The following is a 19,105-nucleotide window of genomic DNA, read 5'->3' as shown; positions in this document are numbered from 1 at the left end:
GCGGCTCTGCCTCACTGCCCTCTGCGGGGCCCTGGCGGCGCAGGGCTTCAAGACGGCCGCCGCCGCGGCCCTGGCCGCCGCCGACCGCCGTCTCGCCGCCTAGTCGACAACGGCGCGGCGCCGGCTACGGTGAAGCCGACCGCCGTCGGCAGAACGGCGCGGGGGACAACGCCGTGACGCATTCCACGACCGCGGAGGTCGACCCCGGCGGCGACGGCGGGTTGAACCGGGGCGGCTATTCCTGGGCGATCTTCGAAGGCGGCCGCGACCCCTTCGTCATCCTGATCACCATCTACATCTTCATGCCCTACGTCGCCTCGGTGATGGTGGGCGATCCGGTGCGCGGCCAGGAGGTGATTTCCCGGTGGCAACAGTACGCCGGCTGGGCAGTGATGTTGACCGCCCCGTTCCTGGGGTCGGCCATCGACAAGGTCGGCCACCGCAAGCCCTGGCTGGCTCTGATCGTCGGCCTGATGATCCCGCTGATCGCGGCGCTTTGGTGGGCGAAGCCCGACGGCAGCGGCCTTTCGCTGGCCATGACCATGGCCATCGCCATGACGGTCAATGTGCTCTTCACCTACACCGACGTGCTGCACAACTCGCTGCTGGTGCGCGCCGCCGGGCTGCGAGCCGCGCACAAGGCGTCCGGCCTGGCCCTGGCGCTTGGCAACCTGTTCTCGGTGTTCGCCCTGGGGTTCACCGCCTGGGCCTTCGCTCTGCCGGGAAACGTGCCCTGGGCCTGGGTGCCCAGCGCGCCGCTGTTCAGCCTTGATCCCGCAAAGCACGAGCCGGAGCGCGTCGTCGCGCTCCTGTCGGCGGGCCTGCTGGCGCTGGGCGCCCTGCCGCTCTTCCTGTTCACGCCCGACGCGCAGAAGACCGGCGCCACCTGGGCCCGCGCCTTCTCCGACGGCGCCCGCGACCTAGTGGCCATGCTGAGGACTGTGGGCCGCTACAAGGACGCGGCGGTCTATCTGGTTTCGCGGATGTTCTTCGTCGATGGGATGAACGCGGTGCTGATCTACATCGGCGTCTATGCGGCCGGCGTCATGGGCTGGGGCGCGCTAGAGCTGCTGGCGTTCGGCATCGTGCTGTCCATGGTCGCTGTGGTGGGCGGCTTCACCGGCCGCTGGCTGGACGCCTGGCTGGGCCCGAAGGCCGCGCTTCGGGTGGAGATCCTGATGACCACCGTGGGTGTCGTCGCCATGCTCGGCATGGCCGCCGACCGGGTGCTGTTCTTCTGGCCGCACGACGCGGCCGCGCACGGACCTATCTGGGACGGCCCGGTGTTCCGCACCCTGCCTGACTTGGTGTTCCTGGCGATCGGATGCCTCAACGCCATTTTTGTGCCGGCGCAGTACGCCTCCAGCCGCACCATGCTGACGAGGCTGACTCCGCCCCACCAGACCGGGGCCTTCTTCGGCGTCTATGCGCTCTCCGGTGTGGCGACCAGCTGGCTCGGGCCGATGCTGGTCAATATCGGCACCTCGGTGACCAAGACCCAGCAGGGCGGCGTGGCGATGATCGTGATCCTGCTGCTGCTGGGCCTGATCGGTCTCTCGTTCGTGCGCGGCGGCGGCCGGCAGGTCTCGTGATCGGGCCCGACGACCGCGGCTTCACCCTGGGCGACGGACTGTTCGAGACGGTCCTAGCCGAAGCCGGCGCCCTGCGCTGGCTGGACGCTCACCTGGAGCGGATGACCGCCGGCTGCGCGGTGCTGGGCCTGCCGGCGCCTGGCCGCGGCGCGGCGGAGCGGCTGATGACGGCGGCGCTGGCGGAAGCCGGGGTGACCAAGGTGCGGGCGGCGGTGCGCCTTACCCTCAGCGCCGGTCCGGGCGGCCGGGGCCTGGAGCGGCCCGCGGTGCTCAGTCCCACGCTGGTGGCCACGGCGGCGGCGGCGCCCCTCTCCGCGGGACCGGCCCGCCTGATTACCGCCACGGTGCGCCGCAACGACCGCTCGCCGGCGTCGCGGCTGAAGACGCTGTCCTATCTGGACAACATTCTGGCCCGGGCGGAGGCGGTGGCCGCGGGGGGCGACGAGGCCCTGATGCTCAACACCAGGGGCCAAGTGGCCTGCGCGGCGGCGGCCAACGTCTTCTGGGTGACCGAGGCGCAGCTATTCACCCCGGCGCTGGACTGCGGCGTCCTGGCCGGCACGGCGCGGGCCCGCCTGCTGGAGGCCGCAGCGACGATGGGCCGACCCGTGCAGGAGGTCCGCGTCGGGCCCGAAGCCTTGGCCGGGGCCGAAGGGATATTCCTGACCAGCAGCCTGGCGGGCGCGCGCTGGGCCGAGACGCTGGATGGCCGGCCGGTGGGCCCGGGCGGGCAGGCGGCGGCCCTCGTCGAAAGCTTGTCCTGATTCCATTGGGAAATTCCGGCAGCACCCCGATGTATGCCTAACAGATATAAAGAGTGAACATCAGTAAACCAAAGAAAAAATATGACGAATACTATTCTGTTTACTGCCAATTAAGCGCGATGCTGCATTTTCAGGGTGCATTCGGGACGAGCAGGCGGATCACTTGAGGTCCCCAACCGACTGCTCGTCAGTGACAAGGAGATACCCATGTCGAAGTTCATCACCCGCTTCCTGAAGGACGAATCCGGCGCCACCGCCATCGAGTACGGCTTGATCGCCGCTCTTGTGGCCGTGGTCCTGGTCACCGCGCTGACCGCCATGGGCACCAAGCTCACCGGCACCTTCAACACGGTCTCCAGCAAGCTTCCTTAAAGCCCTGGCCGCAAGGCCGGAGCCTCTGCAAAGCCCCCCGGCGCGCTGCCGGGGGGCTCTTCTTTTCTATCACGAATTTCCGTGAACCATAGAGCCTAGGAGAATTCGTTGGTGTTTACTGGAGTTTAAGCGTGTTGCCGCAATATATCCCTCCAAACAGACGAAGAAGATAAGACCCGGATATCTTCCAACGACTGCTTGAAACGTCAGGAGATCGGCCCATGTCCAATTTCGTCGCGCGCTTTCTCAAGGACGAATCCGGCGCCACCGCCATCGAGTACGGCCTGATCGCCGCGCTGGTGGCCGTGGTGCTGGTGACCGCGCTCACCGCCATGGGCGGCAAGCTCAGCGGCACCTTCGACTCGGTCAGCGCCAAGCTGCCCTAAGCGACCACCCGCTCTCCAGAGCGAGCCCCGGAAGGGCCCCCGCGCGCAAGCGTCGGGGGCCTTTTCATTTCCACCGGTGTGGCAACGCTCCGTTTATCCGTGCGGGGCCATGATCGGCGGATCGGAGACAGTCCATGCTTGAGCACGTCCAGACCGCCTTCATCCTGGTCTTTCCAGCCTTGGTGATCCTGGCCGCCCTGCGCGACGTGGTGAGCTACACCATTTCCAACTGGATCTCCCTGGCCCTGGCGGCTGCCTTCGTGCCGGCCGCGCTGGTGGCGGGCCTCTCGCTCCCCATGGCCGGCGCGCACCTGGGCGTGGGCCTGATCGCCCTGGTGGTGGGTATGGGCATGTTCGCCGCAGGCTGGATCGGCGGCGGGGACGCCAAGCTGTTCGCCGCGGCGGGCCTGTGGCTGGGGTGGCCGGCGGCGACCAGCTACCTGGCGGTGACCGGCATCGCCGGCGGAGCCCTGGCGACCTTGCTGCTGATCCTGCGCTCGGGCTGGCTGCGCGCCTATATGCCGGCCGGACCCGCCTGGTTCGCCCGGCTGTCGGAGCCGGGCGAGAACGTACCCTATGGTGTGGCCATCGCCATCGGCGCCCTGGCCGCCTTCCCGAAGACGCCGTTCGCCGCCCTGCTCGGCTGATCCTTGCCCCGCCGACCCAGTTGCGACAGAGGGTAGGCCCGAAACCCCTCATTCGCGGGCCCGCCATGTCTGAATTGATCCTCGATGCGTCGGATGGCGCCGCCGTCCCGGTCCACGCGCTCACCGAGGCCGGGACCCCGGCCTTCCTGGACGACGGCCCGGCCTTCCTGAAGGCCTTCGCCAAGACCGCCGAGTTCAAGGGCAAGCCCGGGCAGGTGCTGGTCGCCCCCAACGCCGAGGGCGGCGTAGAGCGTGTGCTGTTCGGCTTGGGCGCCGCCGCCGAGGCCATGGCCTTCCGCGCCCTCCCGGCGAAGCTTCCGGCCGGGACCTATTGCATCGCTCAGGCCCCGGCAGGACTGGCCGCCGACCAGATCGCGCTGGCCTTCGCGCTCGGGAGCTACAAGTTCGACCGCTACAAAACCCACGGGGCGGAGCGGCCGAGGCTCGTCGCCGAGGGCGTCGATGTCAGCGAGGTGCGCGCCGTGGCCCACGCCTGCGCGCTCGCGCGCGACATGATCAACACACCGTCCAACGACATGGGCCCCCTGCAGATCGAGACCATCGCGCGCGAGATCGCCGAACAGTACGGCGCCGAGATCACCGTGATCGCCGCGGACGGCCTGCTGGAGGCCAACTACCCGGCGGTCCACGCCGTGGGCCGCGCAGCCACTGTCGAACGCGGTCCGCGGATGATCGAAATCGCCTGGGGCCAGGCGGACAGGCCTCTGGTGGCCCTCATCGGCAAGGGCGTTGTGTTCGACACCGGCGGCCTCGATATCAAGCCCTCGGCCGGGATGCGGCTGATGAAGAAGGACATGGGCGGGGCGGCGCACGCCCTGGCGCTGGGGCGCATGATCATGGCCGCGGGCCTGCCGGTTCGGCTGGCTGTGCTGATCCCGGCAGTGGAGAACGCCATCTCTGGCGACGCCATGCGGCCGGGGGACGTGCTGGCCTCGCGCAAGGGGATCAGCATCGAGGTCGGCAACACCGACGCCGAGGGCCGGTTGATCCTGGCCGACGCGCTAACCCGGGCCGCAGAGCTGGAGCCAGCGCTGACCCTCGACCTGGCGACCCTGACCGGCGCCGCCCGCGTGGCGCTGGGGCCGCAGCTGCCGCCCTTCTACACTGACGACGACGGGCTCGCCGGAGCCATCGAGGCCGCCGCCCAGGCAGTCGGCGACCCCGTGTGGCGGATGCCGCTGTGGAAGCCCTATGCCGAGGCGCTCGATTCCGATGTTGCCGAGATCAAGAACGACCCTGACGCCTGGGCGCAGGCGGGCTCGATCACCGCGGCGCTGTTCCTGCAGCGGTTCGCCCCGCCTGGCCCCTGGGCGCACTTCGACATCTACGCCTGGAACCCGAAGGGGCGGCCCGGTCATCCCGTAGGCGGTGAGGCCCAGGCGATCCGCGGCCTTTACCGCATGATCGCCGAGCGCTTCGCTTGAGCTTCGACCCCCGGGTCACCCTGCTGCGTGACGGCATCGCGGCGCGCGAGCTGGAGGGCGTGGCCCCGGCCGAGGTCTACCTCGACCCCAAGGCAATGGTCTGCGCGGTCCCGGCGGCGGCGATCCGCGCCGCCCCTGACGCCGGCGCCGAACAGATGGACCAACTGCTGTTCGGCGAGCCCTTCGCGGTGCTGGAGGAGGAGGGCGCCTTCCGGTTTGGCCAGGCCCGCCGCGATGGTTATGTGGGGTTCGTGGAGGCCGCCGCCCTGGCTCGTCCGGGACCTGCGCCGACCCACCGGATCGCTGCGATCCGCACCTACGCCTTCGCCGAATCCAGCATCAAGTCGCGGGCGCTGGGCCCCTTCTCGATCAACGCCCTGGTGAGTGTCGAGGCGGTGGATGGTCGGCTGAGCAAGCTGGCCGGCTCCGGCTGGGCGACCACAGACCACCTGGCGGCTATTGGAATGTTCGAGACCGACCCGGTCGCCGTCGCCGAGCAGTTCCTGGGCGCGCCCTATCTGTGGGGCGGTCGCGAGAGCCTGGGAGTCGACTGCTCGGGCTTGGTGCAGCAGGCGCTGATGGCCTGCGGCCTGGCCTGTCCCCGCGACGCAGACCAACAGGAAGCCCTGGGCCGGGAGATCGCCCCCGCTGAGTTCGGCCGCGGTGATCTGGTGTTCTGGAAGGGCCACGTGGCGATCAGCTGCGGCGAGGGGCGCATCGTCCACGCCAACGGCCACCACATGGCCACCGTGATCGAGCCGCTGGCCACCGCGACAGCCCGCATGGACGCCGCCGGGGCCGGCGTACCGACGGCGTTCCGCCGGCTCTGAGCGAGGCCTTCGCGGGGTTGCATGCGCGTCGGCGGCAGCGCATGGTCACAACCTGTAGGGACTTCAGGTCCGGATAATGCAACTCCAGGGTTGCGCTCAGGATCACCACAGTACGCGTGAGATCATCATGTCAAAGGCGCTCGAAGGCCGAGCCCGCAGCCGGACGGCGACGCTCCTGGCGCTCGCCGCCCTGGCCATCGCCTGGCCTTGCGCCGCACAGCCCGCCGGCTCCGATCCTGACGCGGGAGTGGTGATCACCGATGTGGGCGCCCGGCTCAGCCTATCGCCCAAGCGGCTCACCTTCGTGGGGCCCAGGCGCTCGGCCACCGTCTATGTCCACAACGGCGGCCCGGCGGCCACCTTCGACGTGACCCTGGTGGACCGGATGATGGGTCCCGACGGGCTGATCGTGTCGGTGGACGAGGCCCGGCAGTCGCCGGCTCTGGGGGAGATCGCCGCGCGGGTGCGGTCGGCCCGCGCCATGATCGCGGTGTCGCCCCGCCGCCTGGCCCTGGGGCCGGGGGAAGGCGCCACCCTGCGGATCAGTCTCACGGGCGACGAAGCCGCGGTCGCCGGCGAGTTCCGCACCCATTTGACGGTGTCCGCCATGCCGCCAGCCGAGGTGGGGCTGAGCGCCGACGCGGCGGCGGCCGGCCACACAGGCGAACCGGTTCAGCTCAAGGCCCTGTGGGCCTTTAGCATCCCGGTGATCGTCCGCCCCGAAGCCACCGACGCCCGCGCCGCCATCGAGAACGCGCAGGTTCGCCGGTCGCCGGCGGGGGGCGAGGGGCCGGTGCTGGCCTTCGACCTGGTCCGGCTGGGCGCCAGCTCTCTGTTCGGCAACCTGGTGGTGCGCAAGCGCGCGGGCGGGGTGGAGACGCAGCTGTTCGTCCTGCGCGGCGTGGGCCTCTATCCGGAGATCAGCCGCCGGCGCTTCAAGGCGCCGCTGGGCGCGGCGGTCGGCGACAACGACGTGCTGGAAGTGGTTTTCGTGGACGACGACGTCCGGCCGGGCGAAATGCTGGCCAGCCACGTCCTGCCGGCGGCCCAGGCAGCCTACGCGGCGGTCGAGGGGACGGCAGGCCGCTAGTTAGGGTTGGCGGTCTTGGACTTGACCTCGGCCGAGGCGCCGGGACCCTGGCCGGTGGGGCCGCCGGCGCCGACAGCCGGAGCCGCAGTGGAGCCGGTGGCTGTGGGCTTACCGGCTTCGGCCGCGCCAGGCGCCGCTTGGCCCGCGTCGGGACCGGAAGGCGCCGGGACGCCGCCTTCCGACGACTGCGCGGCCACGGCCGGATCCGGCGCCGGGACCGGCAGGGAGCCGCCCTTCGAGCGCAGATAGGCGATCACGTTGATGCGGTCTTCCGGCTTCTTCAGGCCGACGAAGGTCATCTTGGTGCCGCCGATAGTCTTCTGCGGCGCCTTGATGAAGATGTTGAGCTGCTCGTAGGTCCAGACCGGGGTCTTGCCCGCGAAGTCGGCCATGCCGGAGGAATAGCCGAAGCCGGGGTGCGCGCCGGGCTTGGCGCCGACCACGCCGAACAGGCCCGGGCCGGTGCCGTTGGCGCCGCCTTGGTCGACCACATGGCAGGACTTGCACTTGGCGAACACGGCCTCGCCGGCCGCGACATCGGCGGTGGGCAGCACCGTTCCCCAGTCGATGGGCGCCTCGACGGCCGCGCCGCCGGCGTCGGCTGCCTCGGCCACTTCGACGAGGTAGCCGGGCTTCTCGATTTCAGGAGGGGCGAAGACGCCTGCGGAGAGCTCGCGCAGGCCCACGATGGCCAGACCTGTCGCCAGCACCGCGCCGGCGACCTTGTTGAAGGTGAGGTCGCTCATAGTCTCGAAATCGGCCCTCTTCACAGCCGGCGGAAAGGGCCGGCGAAACCGCGGGAATCCCGCCCCTTATTGCGCCCGGCTCTCTTACACGCTACCGGCGCGGGCGCAACCGCCCAAGCACAACATGAACCCCATCATCCTGATCCCCGCGCGCCTGGCCGCGAGCCGCCTGCCGGGCAAGCCCCTGGCGGACATCGAAGGCGTGCCGATGATCGTCCGCGTGCTGCGCCAGGCTGAGGCCGCGGGAGCCGGTCCGGTGGCGGTGGCGGCGGGCGATGCGGCCATCGTCGAGGCCGTCGAGGCGGCCGGCGGGCGCGCTATCCTGACCGATCCATCGCTGCCGTCGGGTTCCGACCGGATCCTGGCGGCCCTGGCCGAGCTGGACCCCTCCGGCCACCACGACGTGGTCATCAACCTGCAGGGCGACATGCCGTTCGTGGCGCCCGCGGTGCTGGCCGCCTGCGCCGATCTTCTGGAATGCGAGGCGTCCTGCGACATCGCCACGGTGGTGGCGCCGGAAAGCACTCTCGCCGACCGCAGCAATCCGGACGTGGTCAAGGCGGTGCTGGCGCTGCAGCCGGACGGCCAAAGCGGCCGCGCCCTCTACTTCACCCGCTCGACGCTTCATGGAGACGGCGCAGTGTGGCGCCACGTCGGCATCTACGGCTACCGGCGCGCGGCGTTGGAGCGGTTCAACGCGACGCCGCCCTCCGCCCTGGAGCGGCGCGAAAGTCTGGAGCAGCTCCGCGCCCTGGAGCTGGGCCTTTCGATCTGGGCGGCGGTGGCCGATGCGGCGCCGATCTCCGTCGATACCCCCGCCGATCTTGAGATGGCGCGGGCGCACGCAAGAACTTTGGGGACCATCGGATGAGCACGCGACGGATCGCCTTCCAGGGCGAACTCGGGGCCAACAGCCACGAGGCCTGCTCCACCTATTTCCCGGACCATCAGCCGGTCCCGCACGCCACCTTCGAAGAGGCGTTCGAAGCGGTGAAGACTGCCGACTGCCAGCTGGGCATGATTCCGGTGGAGAACTCCATCGCCGGGCGGGTGGCCGACGTGCACCACCTGCTGCCCTCCTCGGGCCTGAAGATTCTGGCCGAGAAGTTCAAGCCGATCCACTTCCAGCTGATGGCCAATCCCGGCGTGAAGCTGGAGGATGTGCGGACGGCGTCGTCCATGGCCATTGCGCTGGGCCAATGCCGCAAGACTATTCGCCGGCTGAAGCTGAAGACCGAGGCGGTGGGCGACACCGCCGGCGCCGCGCGGATGCTAGCCCAGAACCCCGATCCGACCCGGGCGGCGATCTCGCCGGCGCTAGCGGCGGAAATCTACGGCCTGGAGATCCTGGCCCGAGACATTGAGGACGAGCACCACAACACCACGCGCTTTCTAGTGATGACGGCGGACAAGCAGCCGCAGCCGCCGCCCTTCACCGCGCCGTGCATCACCAGCTTCATTTTCCGGGTCCGCAACCTGCCGGCGGCGCTTTACAAGGCGCTCGGCGGTTTCGCCACCAACGGGGTCAACATGACCAAGTTGGAGAGCTACCAGGAGGACGGCGCCTGGACGGCGACCTTTTTCTACGCCGAGGTGGACGGTCGCCCCGAGGACCGCGGCCTGGCTCTAGCCTTCGAGGAGTTGGGCTTCTTCTCCGAGCGGTTCGAGGTGTTGGGCGTGTATCCGGCCGATCCGTTCCGCACGCGAGGGTAGGCCCGCCTAGCTGCGCCGGCTGATGGTGTCTTTGTTGAGCTGGCGGGTCTTTGGGCCCTGACCCTGGTCGCCGTCGCCACGCTCGGCGCGCGTGGTGTGGTTCGAGCCGTGCACCGCGCCCTCGTCGGCGGATTCGCTCCAGTCGGCCTCCGCGTTGTCACCTTCGCCGAGCTTGGCGGCGTCAATCGCCAGCGGTGCTTGATGGTCGCGGGTCGGGTCGCCCGGGAGGTCCATCTCGCGCTGTCCCAGCCCGTTTCCCTGCTGGCGGGTGCGGTTGGTCTCAGCCTGGTTTGGATCGAAGGTGCGGTCTTCGTCGGCCACGGGAGGCTCCTATTCTGTGCCTAGGGTCAACCCGTCCGCGCCACACCTGTTCCAGGCTCGCCCGTTGTGATCGCCCGCCAGCCGCGTTAGGCGGAGGCCGATGCCGTCCCCCCTGCAAGCCGCCTATGACGCGCGCCTCGCCTCTGGCGACCTCTCGCCCGATGCGGCGCAAGGCGAGGGGCTACGCGCCCTCCTTCGCCTGGAGGGCGAACTGGACGGCGGCGCGCCCGGCCGGCTGGCAGGGCTGTTCCGCAAGCCCGAGGCGCAGCGCGGGGTCTATCTCTGGGGGCCGGTGGGGCGGGGCAAGTCCATGCTCATGGACCTGTTCTTCGAAGCCTCGCCGGTGGAGAAGAAGCGGCGCACCCACTTCCACGTGTTCATGGGCGAGATCCACCGGCTGATCGACGCCTGGCGCAAGGGTGACGACGCCGCGCGCAAGGCCCGCTTTGGTCAGCACAAAGGCGACGATCCGATTGCACCGGTCGCCGAGGTGATGGCCGACCAGGCGCGGCTGCTCTGTTTCGACGAGTTTCAGGTGACCGACATCGCCGACGCGATGATCCTGGGCCGGCTGTTCGAGGCGCTGTTCGGCCGCGGGGTGACGCTGGTGGCCACGTCGAACCGCCATCCGGACCAGCTCTACACCGACGGCATCAACCGTCAGCTCTTCCTGCCCTTCATCTCGCTACTGAAGACCCAGGCGGAGGTGGTCGAGGTGGCGGGCGGCCACGACTACCGGCTGGACCGCCTGCGCGCCGCCGGCACCTGGTTCGCCCCCGACGACCCGGACAACCAACGGAGCTTCGACGTCCTGTGGCGTGGCCTGCTGGGGGCGGAGGAGGAGACCGGCGCGAACCTGGAGGTCCTGGGCCGCAAGGTGACCCTGCCGCACGCTTCCGGCGGTCTGGTGCGCGCCAGTTTCGCCAGCCTTTGCTCGGTGGCGCTCGGCCCCAACGATTACGTGGCCCTGGCGCAACGCTTCCACACGGTCTTCCTTGAGGACGTGCCCAAGCTCACCTCCAACCGGCGCGAGGAGGCCCGGCGCCTGGTGATCCTGATCGACGCCCTTTACGAGGCCAGGACCCGACTGGTGGTGCTGGCGCAAGCCGAGCCCGCCCAGCTCTATCCGGCCGGGGACGGGGCCTTCGAGTTCGAACGCACGGCCTCGCGGCTGCAAGAGATGCGCTCCGCCGACTGGCTGGCGGAGCGCAGCTAGGCATGGCCGCCACCGCCCCCAGTAGTTGCGTCTATGGCGCGCCACCGCAGGATTTGGCGGGCGCGCTCGCGGGGTCCGTACAGGTCTCGCCCCTGGTCCCGGGCGCCGTGGCGCTGGAGGACGTGGCGCCCGCCAGCCTCGCCGGCATGACCATGGCTGCCCCGCCGGGGACGATCGAGCGCCGCTATGTCTTGGCGCTGGGCCTGCGCGCCCTGCAGCCGGGCGCGCCGCTCACCGTGCTGGCGCCCAAGGACAAGGGCGGTTCGCGGCTACGCAAGGAGCTGCAGGCCTTCGGCTGTATGGTGGACGAGATTGGCCGCCGCCACCAGCGCATCTGCCACACCCTGCGGCCCGAACCGTTGCTGGCGGTGGACGCGGCGCTGGCCGCCGGCGCCCCACAGCTGGCCGAGAATCTGGGCCTCTGGACCCAGCCCGGCCTGTTTAGCTGGGACCGCATCGACCCGGGCAGCCGGCTGTTGATCTCCGTCCTGCCGTCGCTGGCCGGACGCGGCGCAGACCTGGGCTGCGGGACAGGGCTCCTGGCGCACGCGGTGCTGGCCAGTCCCGCGGTGACCCACCTCGACCTCGTGGACATCGACCGGCGCGCGGTCGAGGCGGCGCGGCGCAACGTGGACGATCCCCGTGCCGCGTTCCACTGGGCCGACGCCCGCATCGCGCCGGACCTCGCGGGCCTCGACTTCGTGGTGATGAACCCGCCGTTCCATGACGGCGGGGCGGAGGACCGGGCGCTGGGCCAGGGGTTAATCCGCCGCGCCCACCAGGGGCTGCGCAAGGGCGGCCGGCTGTGGCTGGTGGCCAACCGGCACCTGCCCTACGAGGGCGTGCTGACCCCGCTGTTCGCCGGTGTAGCGCTCAAGGGCGAGGTCGGCGGCTTCAAGGTCTTCGAGGCCAGGCGGTGAGCGGCGCGGTCCGCCTCGACCGGCTGCTGGCCAACCTGGGCTACGGCTCCCGCCGGGAGATGCAGCAGCTGGTGCGGGCGGGCGTCGTGACGCTGGATGGCGCGCCGGTGGCCAAGGCCGACGTGCGGCTGCCGGCGGTTCCGGAGCTGTCCGCACGCATGCGGGTGGAGGGCGCGCCGCTGGACCCAATGCCGGGAATGGCCCTGATGCTGCACAAGCCCCTGGGGGTCACCTGTTCGCACAAGGAGGCCGGGGCCCTGGTCTATGAGCTGCTGCCCGGCCGCTGGCGCCAGCGCGACCCGGCGATCTCCACCGTCGGGCGGCTGGACAAGGACACCTCCGGCTTGCTGCTGATGACCGACGACGGCGATCTGCTGCACAGGATTATCTCGCCGCGGCGCCATGTGGCCAAGCGCTACCTCGCGACCCTCGCCCGGCCCCTTGCGGGGGAGGAAGCCGCCCGGTTCGCGGCTGGGGACCTGCTGCTGGAGGGCGACGACAAGCCTCTGGCCCCGGCGGTGCTGGAGCCCCTGTCGCCGACCTCGGCCCGGCTGACCATAACCGAGGGGCGCTATCACCAGGTGCGCAGGATGTTCGCCGCCGTGGGCAACCACGTGGAAGCTCTCCACCGCGACCGGATCGGCGGGCTGGACCTGCCGCAGGATCTTGTGCCCGGCGCCTGGCGGCTGATGGGACCGGCCGACGTGGCCGCGGTGTTCACCTAGGCCCGCAGGCTCTCAACCAGCTCGCGGGCGTAGGGGCGCAACTCGTCCAGCGAGCGGATGACGATGGTCAGGTCGCGCAGCGCCCAGTCGTCGGTGAGGTCGACGATCCCCAGCGCCATGGTCTTGGCGGCGCGCCGTGCGGTGGTCTGCGGCACCACGCCTACCCCCACCCCGCACTCCACCAGCCGGCAGACGGCGTCGAAGCTGCGAAGCTGCACCCTCAGCTTCAGTGGCTTGCCCTCCCGTGCCGCCTTGCCGGCCAGGAATCGCTGCAGGGAGCTGGCCCGGTCGAGCCCCACGAAGTCCCAGGCCAGCACGTCGGCGAAGGCCACGCGCCCGGTCTTCGCCAGGTCGTGGCCAGCGGTGGTGACCACCACGAAACGGTCGGTGCGGAAGGGGTAGGTCTGCAGGGCGCCCATCTCTACCGTGCCGGCGACGATCCCGATGTCGCCGACCCCCTCGGCGATCAGGCCGACGATCTCGTCGGAGAGGCGCTCCTCTAGGTCGACGCTGACGTGCGGGTGGGCGGCCAGGAACTGGCTCAGCGCCTCGGGCAGGAATTCGGTGAGCGCATTGGTGTTGGCCAGCAGACGCACCTCGCCGGACACCCCGCCGGCGTAGGCGCCCAGGTCTTCGCGCAGCAGGGCGCCCTGTGCCAGGATGGTGCGCGCATGCTTCAGCAACATGCGGCCGGCAGGCGTCGGCGTGACTCCCTGGCGGGACCGGGTGAGGAGCGCCGCGCCCAGGGTGTCCTCCATCTTGCGGATGCGCGTGGAGGCGGCGGCGAGGGCCAGGGCGCTGCGCTGTGCGCCGGCGGTAATCGCGCCGGCGTCGACCACGTCGCAGTAGAGTTTCAGGTCGATCAGATCGAAGCGCATCCTTCGCCTCCCGCGAAGGAAGACTACAGCAAAGACGCATTGCGCGGCAGCAGAAATGGAGGATGCTTCGGCGCCAGCGAAGGCATCGGACGTCCGACAGCCCTTCGTTGACACTCTTGGGCCGCGGCTTAGAAGAAGGCGCGCCTCAGGCGCTTGGCAGGGCTCGAAGGTTGCTCATGACGGACGCTCCCACCGGTCTTCGCGAACGGCCCAAGTCGCCCCACCTGACGGTGTGGCGCTGGCACATCACCATGCTGACCTCGATCCTGCACCGGGCCACCGGGGCGGCGCTCTATGGCGGCGCCCTAATCGTCGCCGGCTGGGCCATCGCGCTGGCCAGCGGCCCCGAAGCCTACGGCCAGTACAAGGCGCTGCTCGGCTCGCCGCTCGGCAAGCTCGTCATGTTTGGGATGACGGTCGCGGTGTTCTATCACTTGGCCAACGGCGTCCGGCACATCGTGTGGGACGCCGGCCACGGGCTGGACCTGCGCTCGGCCAACGCCAGCTCCATCGCCGTCTTCGCGTTCACCGCGGCGGCCACCCTGGCGATCTGGCTGATCGCCGGCATGACGGGAGCGCTGTAGATGGTCAGCTATCGCACGCCCCTGTCGCGGGCCCGGGGCCTGGGCTCGGCCAAGCATGGCGTCGGCCAATGGATCAGCGAGCGGCTCAGCGCCATCGCCCTGGTCCCCCTGGTGCTGTGGGGCGTGTTCGGCGCGCTTCGCCTGGCCGCCACCGACTACTACGGCGCGGTGACCTGGATCAGCCAGCCGCTCAACGCCACCCTCATGGTGCTGACCATCACCATCAGCTTCCTGCACATGCACTCAGGCCTGCGAGTGGTGGTGGAGGACTACATTCACATCGCCCTCAGCAAGGTGGCGCTGCTGCTCATCAATCTCTTCGTCTGCGGCCTCTTCGGAGCGCTCGCCGTCTTCTCCATTCTGAAGGTCGCGCTGCAAGGCGCTTGAACGAACCATGGCGACTTACCAATTCATCGACCACAAGTTCGACGTGGTGGTGGTGGGCGCGGGGGGCTCGGGCCTGCGCGCTGCCCTGGGCTGCGCTCAGGCGGGGCTGAAGACCGCCTGCATCACCAAGGTCTTCCCCACCCGCTCGCACACCGTGGCGGCCCAGGGCGGCATCTCCGCCAGCCTGGGCAACATGGGCGAGGATGACTGGCGCTGGCACATGTACGACACCGTCAAGGGGTCGGACTGGCTAGGCGACCAGGACGCCATTGAGTACCTGTGTCGCAATGCGCCCGCAGCGGTCTACGAGCTGGAGCACTGGGGCGTGCCGTTCTCGCGCACCGACGAGGGCAAGATCTACCAGCGGGCCTTCGGCGGCATGACCCGCAACTACGGCGAGGCGCCGATCCAGCGCACCTGCGCGGCGGCCGACCGCACCGGACACGCCATGCTGCACACCATGTACGGCCAGAGCCTGGCCCACGCGACGGAGTTCTTCATCGAGTACTTCGCTCTCGACCTGATCATGGATGAGGGCGTCTGCCGTGGGGTCACCGCCTGGAAGCTGGACGACGGCACCCTGCACCGGTTCCAGGCCCAGCAGGTGATCCTGGCCACCGGCGGCTATGGCCGCGCCTACTTCTCCTGCACCTCCGCCCACACCTGCACCGGCGACGGCAACGGCATGGTGCTGCGCGCCGGCCTTCCCCTGCAGGACATGGAGTTCGTGCAGTTCCACCCCACCGGCATCTATGGCGCCGGCTGCCTGATCACCGAGGGCGCCCGGGGCGAGGGCGGCTATCTGACCAACTCCGAGGGCGAGCGGTTCATGGAGCGCTATGCGCCCACCGTGAAGGACCTGGCGCCCCGCGACATGGTCAGCCGGGCCATGACCATCGAGATCCGCGAGGGGCGCGGCGTGGGTCCGAACAAGGACCACATCTTCCTGCACCTGGACCACCTGGACCCGAAGATCCTGGCCGAGCGCCTGCCCGGCATCTCGGAAAGCGCCAAGATTTTCGCCGGCGTGGACGTCACCAAGGAGCCGATCCCGGTGCTGCCCACGGTGCATTACAATATGGGCGGCATCCCCACGAACTTCTATTCCGAGGTGGTCACCAAGGCGGGCAAGAACCCCGACCATGTGGTCCCCGGCCTGATGGCGGTCGGCGAGGCGGCCTGCGTCAGCGTCCACGGCGCCAACCGGCTGGGCTCCAACTCGCTGATCGACCTGGTGGTGTTCGGACGCTCCGCGGCGCTGCGTTGCGCCGACACCATCAAGGCCGGGGCCAAGCAGCCGGACCTGAAGCCGCATCACACCGAGGCCCAGATCGCCCGCTTCGACCGGCTGCGGCACGCCGGCGGCGCCACCCCCACCGCGGCGCTGCGGCTCGATATGCAGCGGGCCATGCAGGACGACGCGGCGGTGTTCCGCACCGGCGAGACCCTGACCGCGGGCGTCAAGCGCATGGGCGCCATCCAGGCCAGGCGCGCCGACCTGAAGGTCTCCGACCGCGGCATGGTCTGGAACACCGACCTGATGGAGACCCTGGAGCTCGACAACCTGATCGGCCAGGCGGTGGTGACGGTGGCCAGCGCGGCCAACCGCACCGAGAGCCGCGGCGCCCACGCCCGCGAGGACTTCGCCGACCGCGACGACAAGACCTGGATGAGACACTCGCTCGCCTGGTTCGACGACGCCACGGGCAAGGTGAAGATCGACTACCGCCCGGTGCACGAGTTCACCATGACCAACGACATCGCCTATATCCCGCCCAAGGCGCGGGTGTACTGAGGACAACCTATGGTAGAACTTGCGGTGCCGAAGAACTCCCGGGTCCAGAAGGGCCGCCACCATGCGGCGCCCGAAGGCGCGGCCCGGACCAAGACCTTCAAGGTCTACCGCTACGACCCGGAGGGCGCCGAGAACCCGCGGTGGGACACCTTCGAGGTGGACGTGGACGCCTGCGGCCCGATGGTCCTGGACGTGCTGATCCACATCAAGGCCACCCAGGACCCGTCGCTGGCGTTCCGACGGTCGTGCCGCGAAGGGGTCTGCGGGTCCTGCGCCATGAACATCGGCGGCCGCAACACCTTGGCCTGCATCCACGGCTGGGCCGAGGAGCGGGGCAAGGAGGTGCAGGTCAGCCCGCTGCCGTCCATGCCGATCCTCAAGGACCTGGTCCCGGACATGACCCTGTTCTACGCCCAGTACGCGTCGATCCAGCCGTGGCTGAAGACCGAGACCCCGCAGCCGCAGAAGGAGTGGATCCAGAGCCCGCAGGACCGGGAGAAGCTGGACGGGCTCTATGAGTGCATCCTGTGCGCCTGCTGCACCACCTCGTGCCCCAGCTACTGGTGGAACGGCGACAAGTACCTGGGCCCGGCCACCCTGCTGCAAGCTTACCGCTGGATCATCGACAGCCGCGACGAGGCTACCGGCGAGCGGCTGGACGCGCTTGAGGACCCCTTCAAGCTCTATCGCTGCCACACCATCATGAACTGCGCCCAGGTCTGCCCCAAGGGCCTGAACCCGGCCAAAGCCATCGCCGAGATCAAGAAGCTGATGGTGGAGCGGGTGGCCTGAGGAGTCCTCGGACTACGCGACTTCCGAAAGATAGCGCTTCAATGTCGTTCCAATGAACGACCGGGCTTCTTCATGCGTCATCCAGCCGGCGGCGAAGATACCATCACCGTATGGCTCTTCATGGAACCAGTCAGGATGGTCGGCGTCTCCGACGGAGATACGCCAAGTGTCGCCCCGGGCCCGGAAATAGAATGGCTTTCCCCGGACCTCTCCGGTTCCTTGCACCGGGCACTGCCCGTCTAGCTTGTCGATCACGAAATCCATCGTTGTCGTCCGCCACGGATGCCATCACAGGGCTGGGTCTCAGATAAAATGGCCAAGACGAATTCGTCTGACAAGACAATCAGAAACTGGTCCCTCGCCGCCCTCGTCTGGGGCGCCGCCGAGGGGTTTCTGTTCTTTGTCGTTCCCGACGTGCTGATCGGCTACGTCGCGCTGAAACATGGCTTCAAGGCCGGCGTGGTCGCCTGCCTGCTGGCGGCAATCGGCGCGGGGCTCGGCGGGGCGGCGATGTACGGCTGGGCGGCGCGCGATCCGGCCTCCGCACTCAAGGCCGTCGCCGCCGTGCCGGCGGTCTCGACCAGCATGATCGTGCACGCGAGTGTCGACATGGACCGCGAGGGCTGGTTCGCGGCGGCGCTGAAGGGGCCGGTGACCAGCACGGCCTACAAGGTCTACGCTCTGCTCGCGCCGTCGAAGGGGGCCAGCCTGCCCGGCTTCGCGCTCGGCGCCCTGCCGATCCGACTGCCGAGGTTCCTGCTCGCCGCCTTCGCCTTCGCCGCCATCCGCAAGCTCGCCGAGGGACGAATCAGCGCCCGCTGGCTCATGACGGGCTTCACGACATGGTGGGTGCTCTTTTATGTGTGGTTCTGGGTCAGCCATCCAGGCTAGGGCCTTGCAAAAAGATGACGCGGGCGTCATTTTCTCCGCACCGATGGGAGGGCGTTTTGGCCGATCCGAAGGCGAAGGTCGTGATTCTCGGCGCGGGCCACGCAGGTGGTTCAGCGGCCGCCTTCCTGCGCCAGTACGGTCATGAAGGCCCGATCGTCCTGATCGGTGACGAGCCGATCCCGCCCTACCAGCGCCCGCCCCTGTCCAAGGCCTGGCTCAAGGGCGAGGCGGAGGGCGACAGCCTCGCCCTGCGTCCGCTGGACTTCTACGCCGAACACGAGATCGATCTTCGCCTCAGGGTCGAGGTCACCGGCATCGACCGGACGGCCCGGACCGTTGGCCTGTCGGACGGGTCGACCGTGGCCTGGGATTACCTGATCCTGGCCACTGGAGCACGGGCCCGGAGGCTCGACGTCCCCGGCGCGGACCTCGTGGGCGTGCACGTCCTGCGCACCGCCGCGGACGCCGAGGCGATCAAGGCCCAGCTCGGCGAGGGCCGCACCCTGGCCGTCGTCGGCGGCGGCTATGTCGGGCTGGAGGTCGCCGCCTCCGCGCGCGCCCTGGGCGCCGAGGTCGTGGTGCTGGAGCGCGAGCCGCGCCTTCTGGCCCGCGTCGCCTGCGACGTCCTCTCGACCTTCTTCCAGACCTACCATCAGGATCGCGGCGTCCGCTTCGAACTGGCCGCCGACGTCACCGGCTTCGTCGGCCTCGGTCCCCGCGTCGCGGGCGTCACCCTGGCCGACGGCCGCACCATCGGTTGCGACAGCGCCGTCGTCGGCGTCGGCGCCATCCCCAATGACGCACTGGCGGTCGCGGCGGGGCTCGACGTCGAGGGCGGCATCCTGGTCGATCTGGAGGCCCGCACCTCCGATCCCGCCATCTTCGGCATGGGGCGGCGGGTCACGTCGCCGATGGCGAAGATGGCGGGATCGGAGGTGCGGGCCTCCAGACCGACCAGAATGCCGCCCTCGACGTCGAGCCCCGCCGCGACCGCCAGTGCGTCATTGGGGA

At 69.6% G+C, this 19,105-nt stretch carries 22 protein-coding genes and 1 pseudogene; 19 read left to right on the top strand and 4 right to left on the bottom strand.

What is annotated here, in order from left to right; genetic code table 11:
• Positions 1-173: 173 nt before the first annotated feature.
• From ACLL81_RS15435 to ACLL81_RS15400, 8 genes are all read left to right on the top strand, one after another.
• Entirely contained in the window at positions 174-1,592 is a 1,419-nt protein-coding gene (locus ACLL81_RS15435) for an MFS transporter (RefSeq protein ID WP_411289250.1), read from the top strand.
• Positions 1,589-2,356: an aminotransferase class IV gene (locus ACLL81_RS15430; RefSeq protein WP_411289249.1), complete on the top strand. Its 768-nt coding sequence runs from the start codon at positions 1,589-1,591 to the stop codon at positions 2,354-2,356. The genes ACLL81_RS15435 and ACLL81_RS15430 overlap by 4 nt, the downstream gene beginning before the upstream one ends.
• Before the next feature lie 207 nt (positions 2,357-2,563).
• Positions 2,564-2,728: a Flp family type IVb pilin gene (locus ACLL81_RS15425; protein WP_411289248.1), complete on the top strand. Its 165-nt coding sequence runs from the start codon at positions 2,564-2,566 to the stop codon at positions 2,726-2,728.
• Between the two features lie 221 nt (positions 2,729-2,949).
• Entirely contained in the window at positions 2,950-3,114 is a 165-nt protein-coding gene (locus ACLL81_RS15420) for a Flp family type IVb pilin (protein ID WP_411289247.1), read from the top strand.
• Between the two features lie 134 nt (positions 3,115-3,248).
• Positions 3,249-3,761, top strand: a complete 513-nt coding sequence (locus tag ACLL81_RS15415) for a prepilin peptidase (RefSeq protein ID WP_411289246.1) — start codon at positions 3,249-3,251, stop codon at positions 3,759-3,761.
• A 65-nt stretch (positions 3,762-3,826) separates the two neighbouring features.
• Entirely contained in the window at positions 3,827-5,206 is a 1,380-nt protein-coding gene (locus ACLL81_RS15410; RefSeq protein ID WP_411289245.1) for a leucyl aminopeptidase family protein, read from the top strand.
• Positions 5,203-6,036 carry an NlpC/P60 family protein gene (locus tag ACLL81_RS15405; RefSeq protein WP_411289244.1) on the top strand — a complete coding sequence of 278 codons (834 nt, stop codon included), beginning with the start codon at positions 5,203-5,205 and terminating at the stop codon, positions 6,034-6,036. Before ACLL81_RS15410 ends, ACLL81_RS15405 begins: the two co-directional genes overlap by 4 nt.
• A gap of 127 nt (positions 6,037-6,163) precedes the next feature.
• Positions 6,164-7,126, top strand: coding sequence for a hypothetical protein (locus ACLL81_RS15400; RefSeq protein WP_411289243.1), 963 nt, complete (start codon positions 6,164-6,166; stop codon positions 7,124-7,126).
• On the opposite strand, the gene ACLL81_RS15395 is transcribed toward ACLL81_RS15400, so the two are convergent.
• Positions 7,123-7,872, bottom strand: coding sequence for a c-type cytochrome (locus ACLL81_RS15395; RefSeq protein ID WP_411289242.1), 750 nt, complete (start codon positions 7,870-7,872; stop codon positions 7,123-7,125). The two genes, ACLL81_RS15400 and ACLL81_RS15395, sit on opposite strands and share 4 nt — an antisense overlap.
• A gap of 124 nt (positions 7,873-7,996) precedes the next feature.
• Here ACLL81_RS15395 and ACLL81_RS15390 point away from each other — a divergent pair, with 124 nt between their 5' ends.
• Both ACLL81_RS15390 and ACLL81_RS15385 read left to right on the top strand, forming a co-directional pair.
• Entirely contained in the window at positions 7,997-8,743 is a 747-nt protein-coding gene (locus tag ACLL81_RS15390; RefSeq protein WP_411289241.1) for a 3-deoxy-manno-octulosonate cytidylyltransferase, read from the top strand.
• Positions 8,740-9,585 carry a prephenate dehydratase gene (locus ACLL81_RS15385; RefSeq protein WP_411289240.1) on the top strand — a complete coding sequence of 282 codons (846 nt, stop codon included), beginning with the start codon at positions 8,740-8,742 and terminating at the stop codon, positions 9,583-9,585. Before ACLL81_RS15390 ends, ACLL81_RS15385 begins: the two co-directional genes overlap by 4 nt.
• A gap of 6 nt (positions 9,586-9,591) precedes the next feature.
• Here the strand turns inward: ACLL81_RS15385 and ACLL81_RS15380 are convergent, their stop codons facing one another.
• The gene (locus tag ACLL81_RS15380; RefSeq protein ID WP_411289239.1) at positions 9,592-9,906 is read right to left on the bottom strand and encodes a hypothetical protein; all 315 of its coding nucleotides are present in this window, start codon (positions 9,904-9,906) and stop codon (positions 9,592-9,594) included.
• Between the two features lie 100 nt (positions 9,907-10,006).
• On the opposite strand from ACLL81_RS15380, the gene zapE reads away from it, so the two are divergent.
• The 3 genes from zapE to ACLL81_RS15365 are packed head-to-tail and all read left to right on the top strand — an operon-like array spanning position 10,007 to position 12,767.
• Positions 10,007-11,122: a cell division protein ZapE gene (zapE, locus tag ACLL81_RS15375; protein ID WP_411289238.1), complete on the top strand. Its 1,116-nt coding sequence runs from the start codon at positions 10,007-10,009 to the stop codon at positions 11,120-11,122.
• A gap of 2 nt (positions 11,123-11,124) precedes the next feature.
• The gene (locus ACLL81_RS15370; protein ID WP_411289237.1) at positions 11,125-12,042 is read left to right on the top strand and encodes a class I SAM-dependent methyltransferase; all 918 of its coding nucleotides are present in this window, start codon (positions 11,125-11,127) and stop codon (positions 12,040-12,042) included.
• Complete coding sequence (locus ACLL81_RS15365) at positions 12,039-12,767, top strand: pseudouridine synthase (RefSeq protein WP_411289236.1); 729 nt, start codon at positions 12,039-12,041, stop codon at positions 12,765-12,767. The genes ACLL81_RS15370 and ACLL81_RS15365 overlap by 4 nt, the downstream gene beginning before the upstream one ends.
• Here ACLL81_RS15365 and ACLL81_RS15360 read toward each other — a convergent pair.
• Positions 12,764-13,645, bottom strand: a complete 882-nt coding sequence (locus ACLL81_RS15360; RefSeq protein ID WP_411289235.1) for a LysR substrate-binding domain-containing protein — start codon at positions 13,643-13,645, stop codon at positions 12,764-12,766. The two genes, ACLL81_RS15365 and ACLL81_RS15360, sit on opposite strands and share 4 nt — an antisense overlap.
• A gap of 176 nt (positions 13,646-13,821) precedes the next feature.
• On the opposite strand from ACLL81_RS15360, the gene sdhC reads away from it, so the two are divergent.
• The 4 genes from sdhC to ACLL81_RS15340 are packed head-to-tail and all read left to right on the top strand — an operon-like array spanning position 13,822 to position 17,203.
• Positions 13,822-14,229 (top strand): succinate dehydrogenase, cytochrome b556 subunit, encoded by a 408-nt coding sequence (gene sdhC / locus ACLL81_RS15355; protein WP_411289234.1) that lies wholly within the window; start codon positions 13,822-13,824, stop codon positions 14,227-14,229.
• Positions 14,230-14,616, top strand: a complete 387-nt coding sequence (sdhD, locus tag ACLL81_RS15350; RefSeq protein WP_411289233.1) for a succinate dehydrogenase, hydrophobic membrane anchor protein — start codon at positions 14,230-14,232, stop codon at positions 14,614-14,616.
• A 7-nt stretch (positions 14,617-14,623) separates the two neighbouring features.
• Positions 14,624-16,411 (top strand): succinate dehydrogenase flavoprotein subunit, encoded by a 1,788-nt coding sequence (gene sdhA, locus ACLL81_RS15345; RefSeq protein ID WP_411289232.1) that lies wholly within the window; start codon positions 14,624-14,626, stop codon positions 16,409-16,411.
• Between the two features lie 9 nt (positions 16,412-16,420).
• Positions 16,421-17,203, top strand: coding sequence for a succinate dehydrogenase iron-sulfur subunit (locus ACLL81_RS15340; RefSeq protein ID WP_411289231.1), 783 nt, complete (start codon positions 16,421-16,423; stop codon positions 17,201-17,203).
• Positions 17,204-17,215: 12 nt separating this feature from the next.
• On the opposite strand, the gene ACLL81_RS15335 is transcribed toward ACLL81_RS15340, so the two are convergent.
• Positions 17,216-17,467, bottom strand: coding sequence for a hypothetical protein (locus ACLL81_RS15335; RefSeq protein ID WP_411289230.1), 252 nt, complete (start codon positions 17,465-17,467; stop codon positions 17,216-17,218).
• A gap of 48 nt (positions 17,468-17,515) precedes the next feature.
• On the opposite strand from ACLL81_RS15335, the gene ACLL81_RS15330 reads away from it, so the two are divergent.
• Complete coding sequence (locus tag ACLL81_RS15330; RefSeq protein WP_411289229.1) at positions 17,516-18,094, top strand: hypothetical protein; 579 nt, start codon at positions 17,516-17,518, stop codon at positions 18,092-18,094.
• Positions 18,046-18,927: pseudogene (locus ACLL81_RS15325) on the top strand (NAD(P)/FAD-dependent oxidoreductase); the annotation flags it as partial. The gene ACLL81_RS15330 and the pseudogene ACLL81_RS15325, both read left to right, overlap by 49 nt.
• Positions 18,928-19,105: the final 178 nt, after the last annotated feature.

Origin of the sequence: Phenylobacterium sp., assembly GCF_046590535.1 — a bacterium.
Lineage (GTDB): Bacteria > Pseudomonadota > Alphaproteobacteria > Caulobacterales > Caulobacteraceae > Phenylobacterium.
This window is presented reverse-complemented; position numbering and strand designations above follow the sequence as displayed.

Coding starts and splice junctions, on each gene's coding strand:
- ACLL81_RS15425 (WP_411289248.1), top strand. CDS start 2,564: ATGTCGAAGTTCATCACCCGCTTCCTGAAGGACGAATCCGGCGCCACC.
- ACLL81_RS15420 (WP_411289247.1), top strand. CDS start 2,950: ATGTCCAATTTCGTCGCGCGCTTTCTCAAGGACGAATCCGGCGCCACC.
- ACLL81_RS15415 (WP_411289246.1), top strand. CDS start 3,249: ATGCTTGAGCACGTCCAGACCGCCTTCATCCTGGTCTTTCCAGCCTTG.
- ACLL81_RS15410 (WP_411289245.1), top strand. CDS start 3,827: ATGTCTGAATTGATCCTCGATGCGTCGGATGGCGCCGCCGTCCCGGTC.
- ACLL81_RS15400 (WP_411289243.1), top strand. CDS start 6,164: ATGTCAAAGGCGCTCGAAGGCCGAGCCCGCAGCCGGACGGCGACGCTC.
- ACLL81_RS15395 (WP_411289242.1), bottom strand. CDS start 7,872: ATGAGCGACCTCACCTTCAACAAGGTCGCCGGCGCGGTGCTGGCGACA.
- ACLL81_RS15390 (WP_411289241.1), top strand. CDS start 7,997: ATGAACCCCATCATCCTGATCCCCGCGCGCCTGGCCGCGAGCCGCCTG.
- ACLL81_RS15385 (WP_411289240.1), top strand. CDS start 8,740: ATGAGCACGCGACGGATCGCCTTCCAGGGCGAACTCGGGGCCAACAGC.
- zapE (WP_411289238.1), top strand. CDS start 10,007: ATGCCGTCCCCCCTGCAAGCCGCCTATGACGCGCGCCTCGCCTCTGGC.
- ACLL81_RS15370 (WP_411289237.1), top strand. CDS start 11,125: ATGGCCGCCACCGCCCCCAGTAGTTGCGTCTATGGCGCGCCACCGCAG.
- ACLL81_RS15360 (WP_411289235.1), bottom strand. CDS start 13,645: ATGCGCTTCGATCTGATCGACCTGAAACTCTACTGCGACGTGGTCGAC.
- sdhC (WP_411289234.1), top strand. CDS start 13,822: ATGACGGACGCTCCCACCGGTCTTCGCGAACGGCCCAAGTCGCCCCAC.
- sdhD (WP_411289233.1), top strand. CDS start 14,230: ATGGTCAGCTATCGCACGCCCCTGTCGCGGGCCCGGGGCCTGGGCTCG.
- sdhA (WP_411289232.1), top strand. CDS start 14,624: ATGGCGACTTACCAATTCATCGACCACAAGTTCGACGTGGTGGTGGTG.
- ACLL81_RS15340 (WP_411289231.1), top strand. CDS start 16,421: ATGGTAGAACTTGCGGTGCCGAAGAACTCCCGGGTCCAGAAGGGCCGC.
- ACLL81_RS15335 (WP_411289230.1), bottom strand. CDS start 17,467: ATGGATTTCGTGATCGACAAGCTAGACGGGCAGTGCCCGGTGCAAGGA.
- ACLL81_RS15330 (WP_411289229.1), top strand. CDS start 17,516: ATGGCCAAGACGAATTCGTCTGACAAGACAATCAGAAACTGGTCCCTC.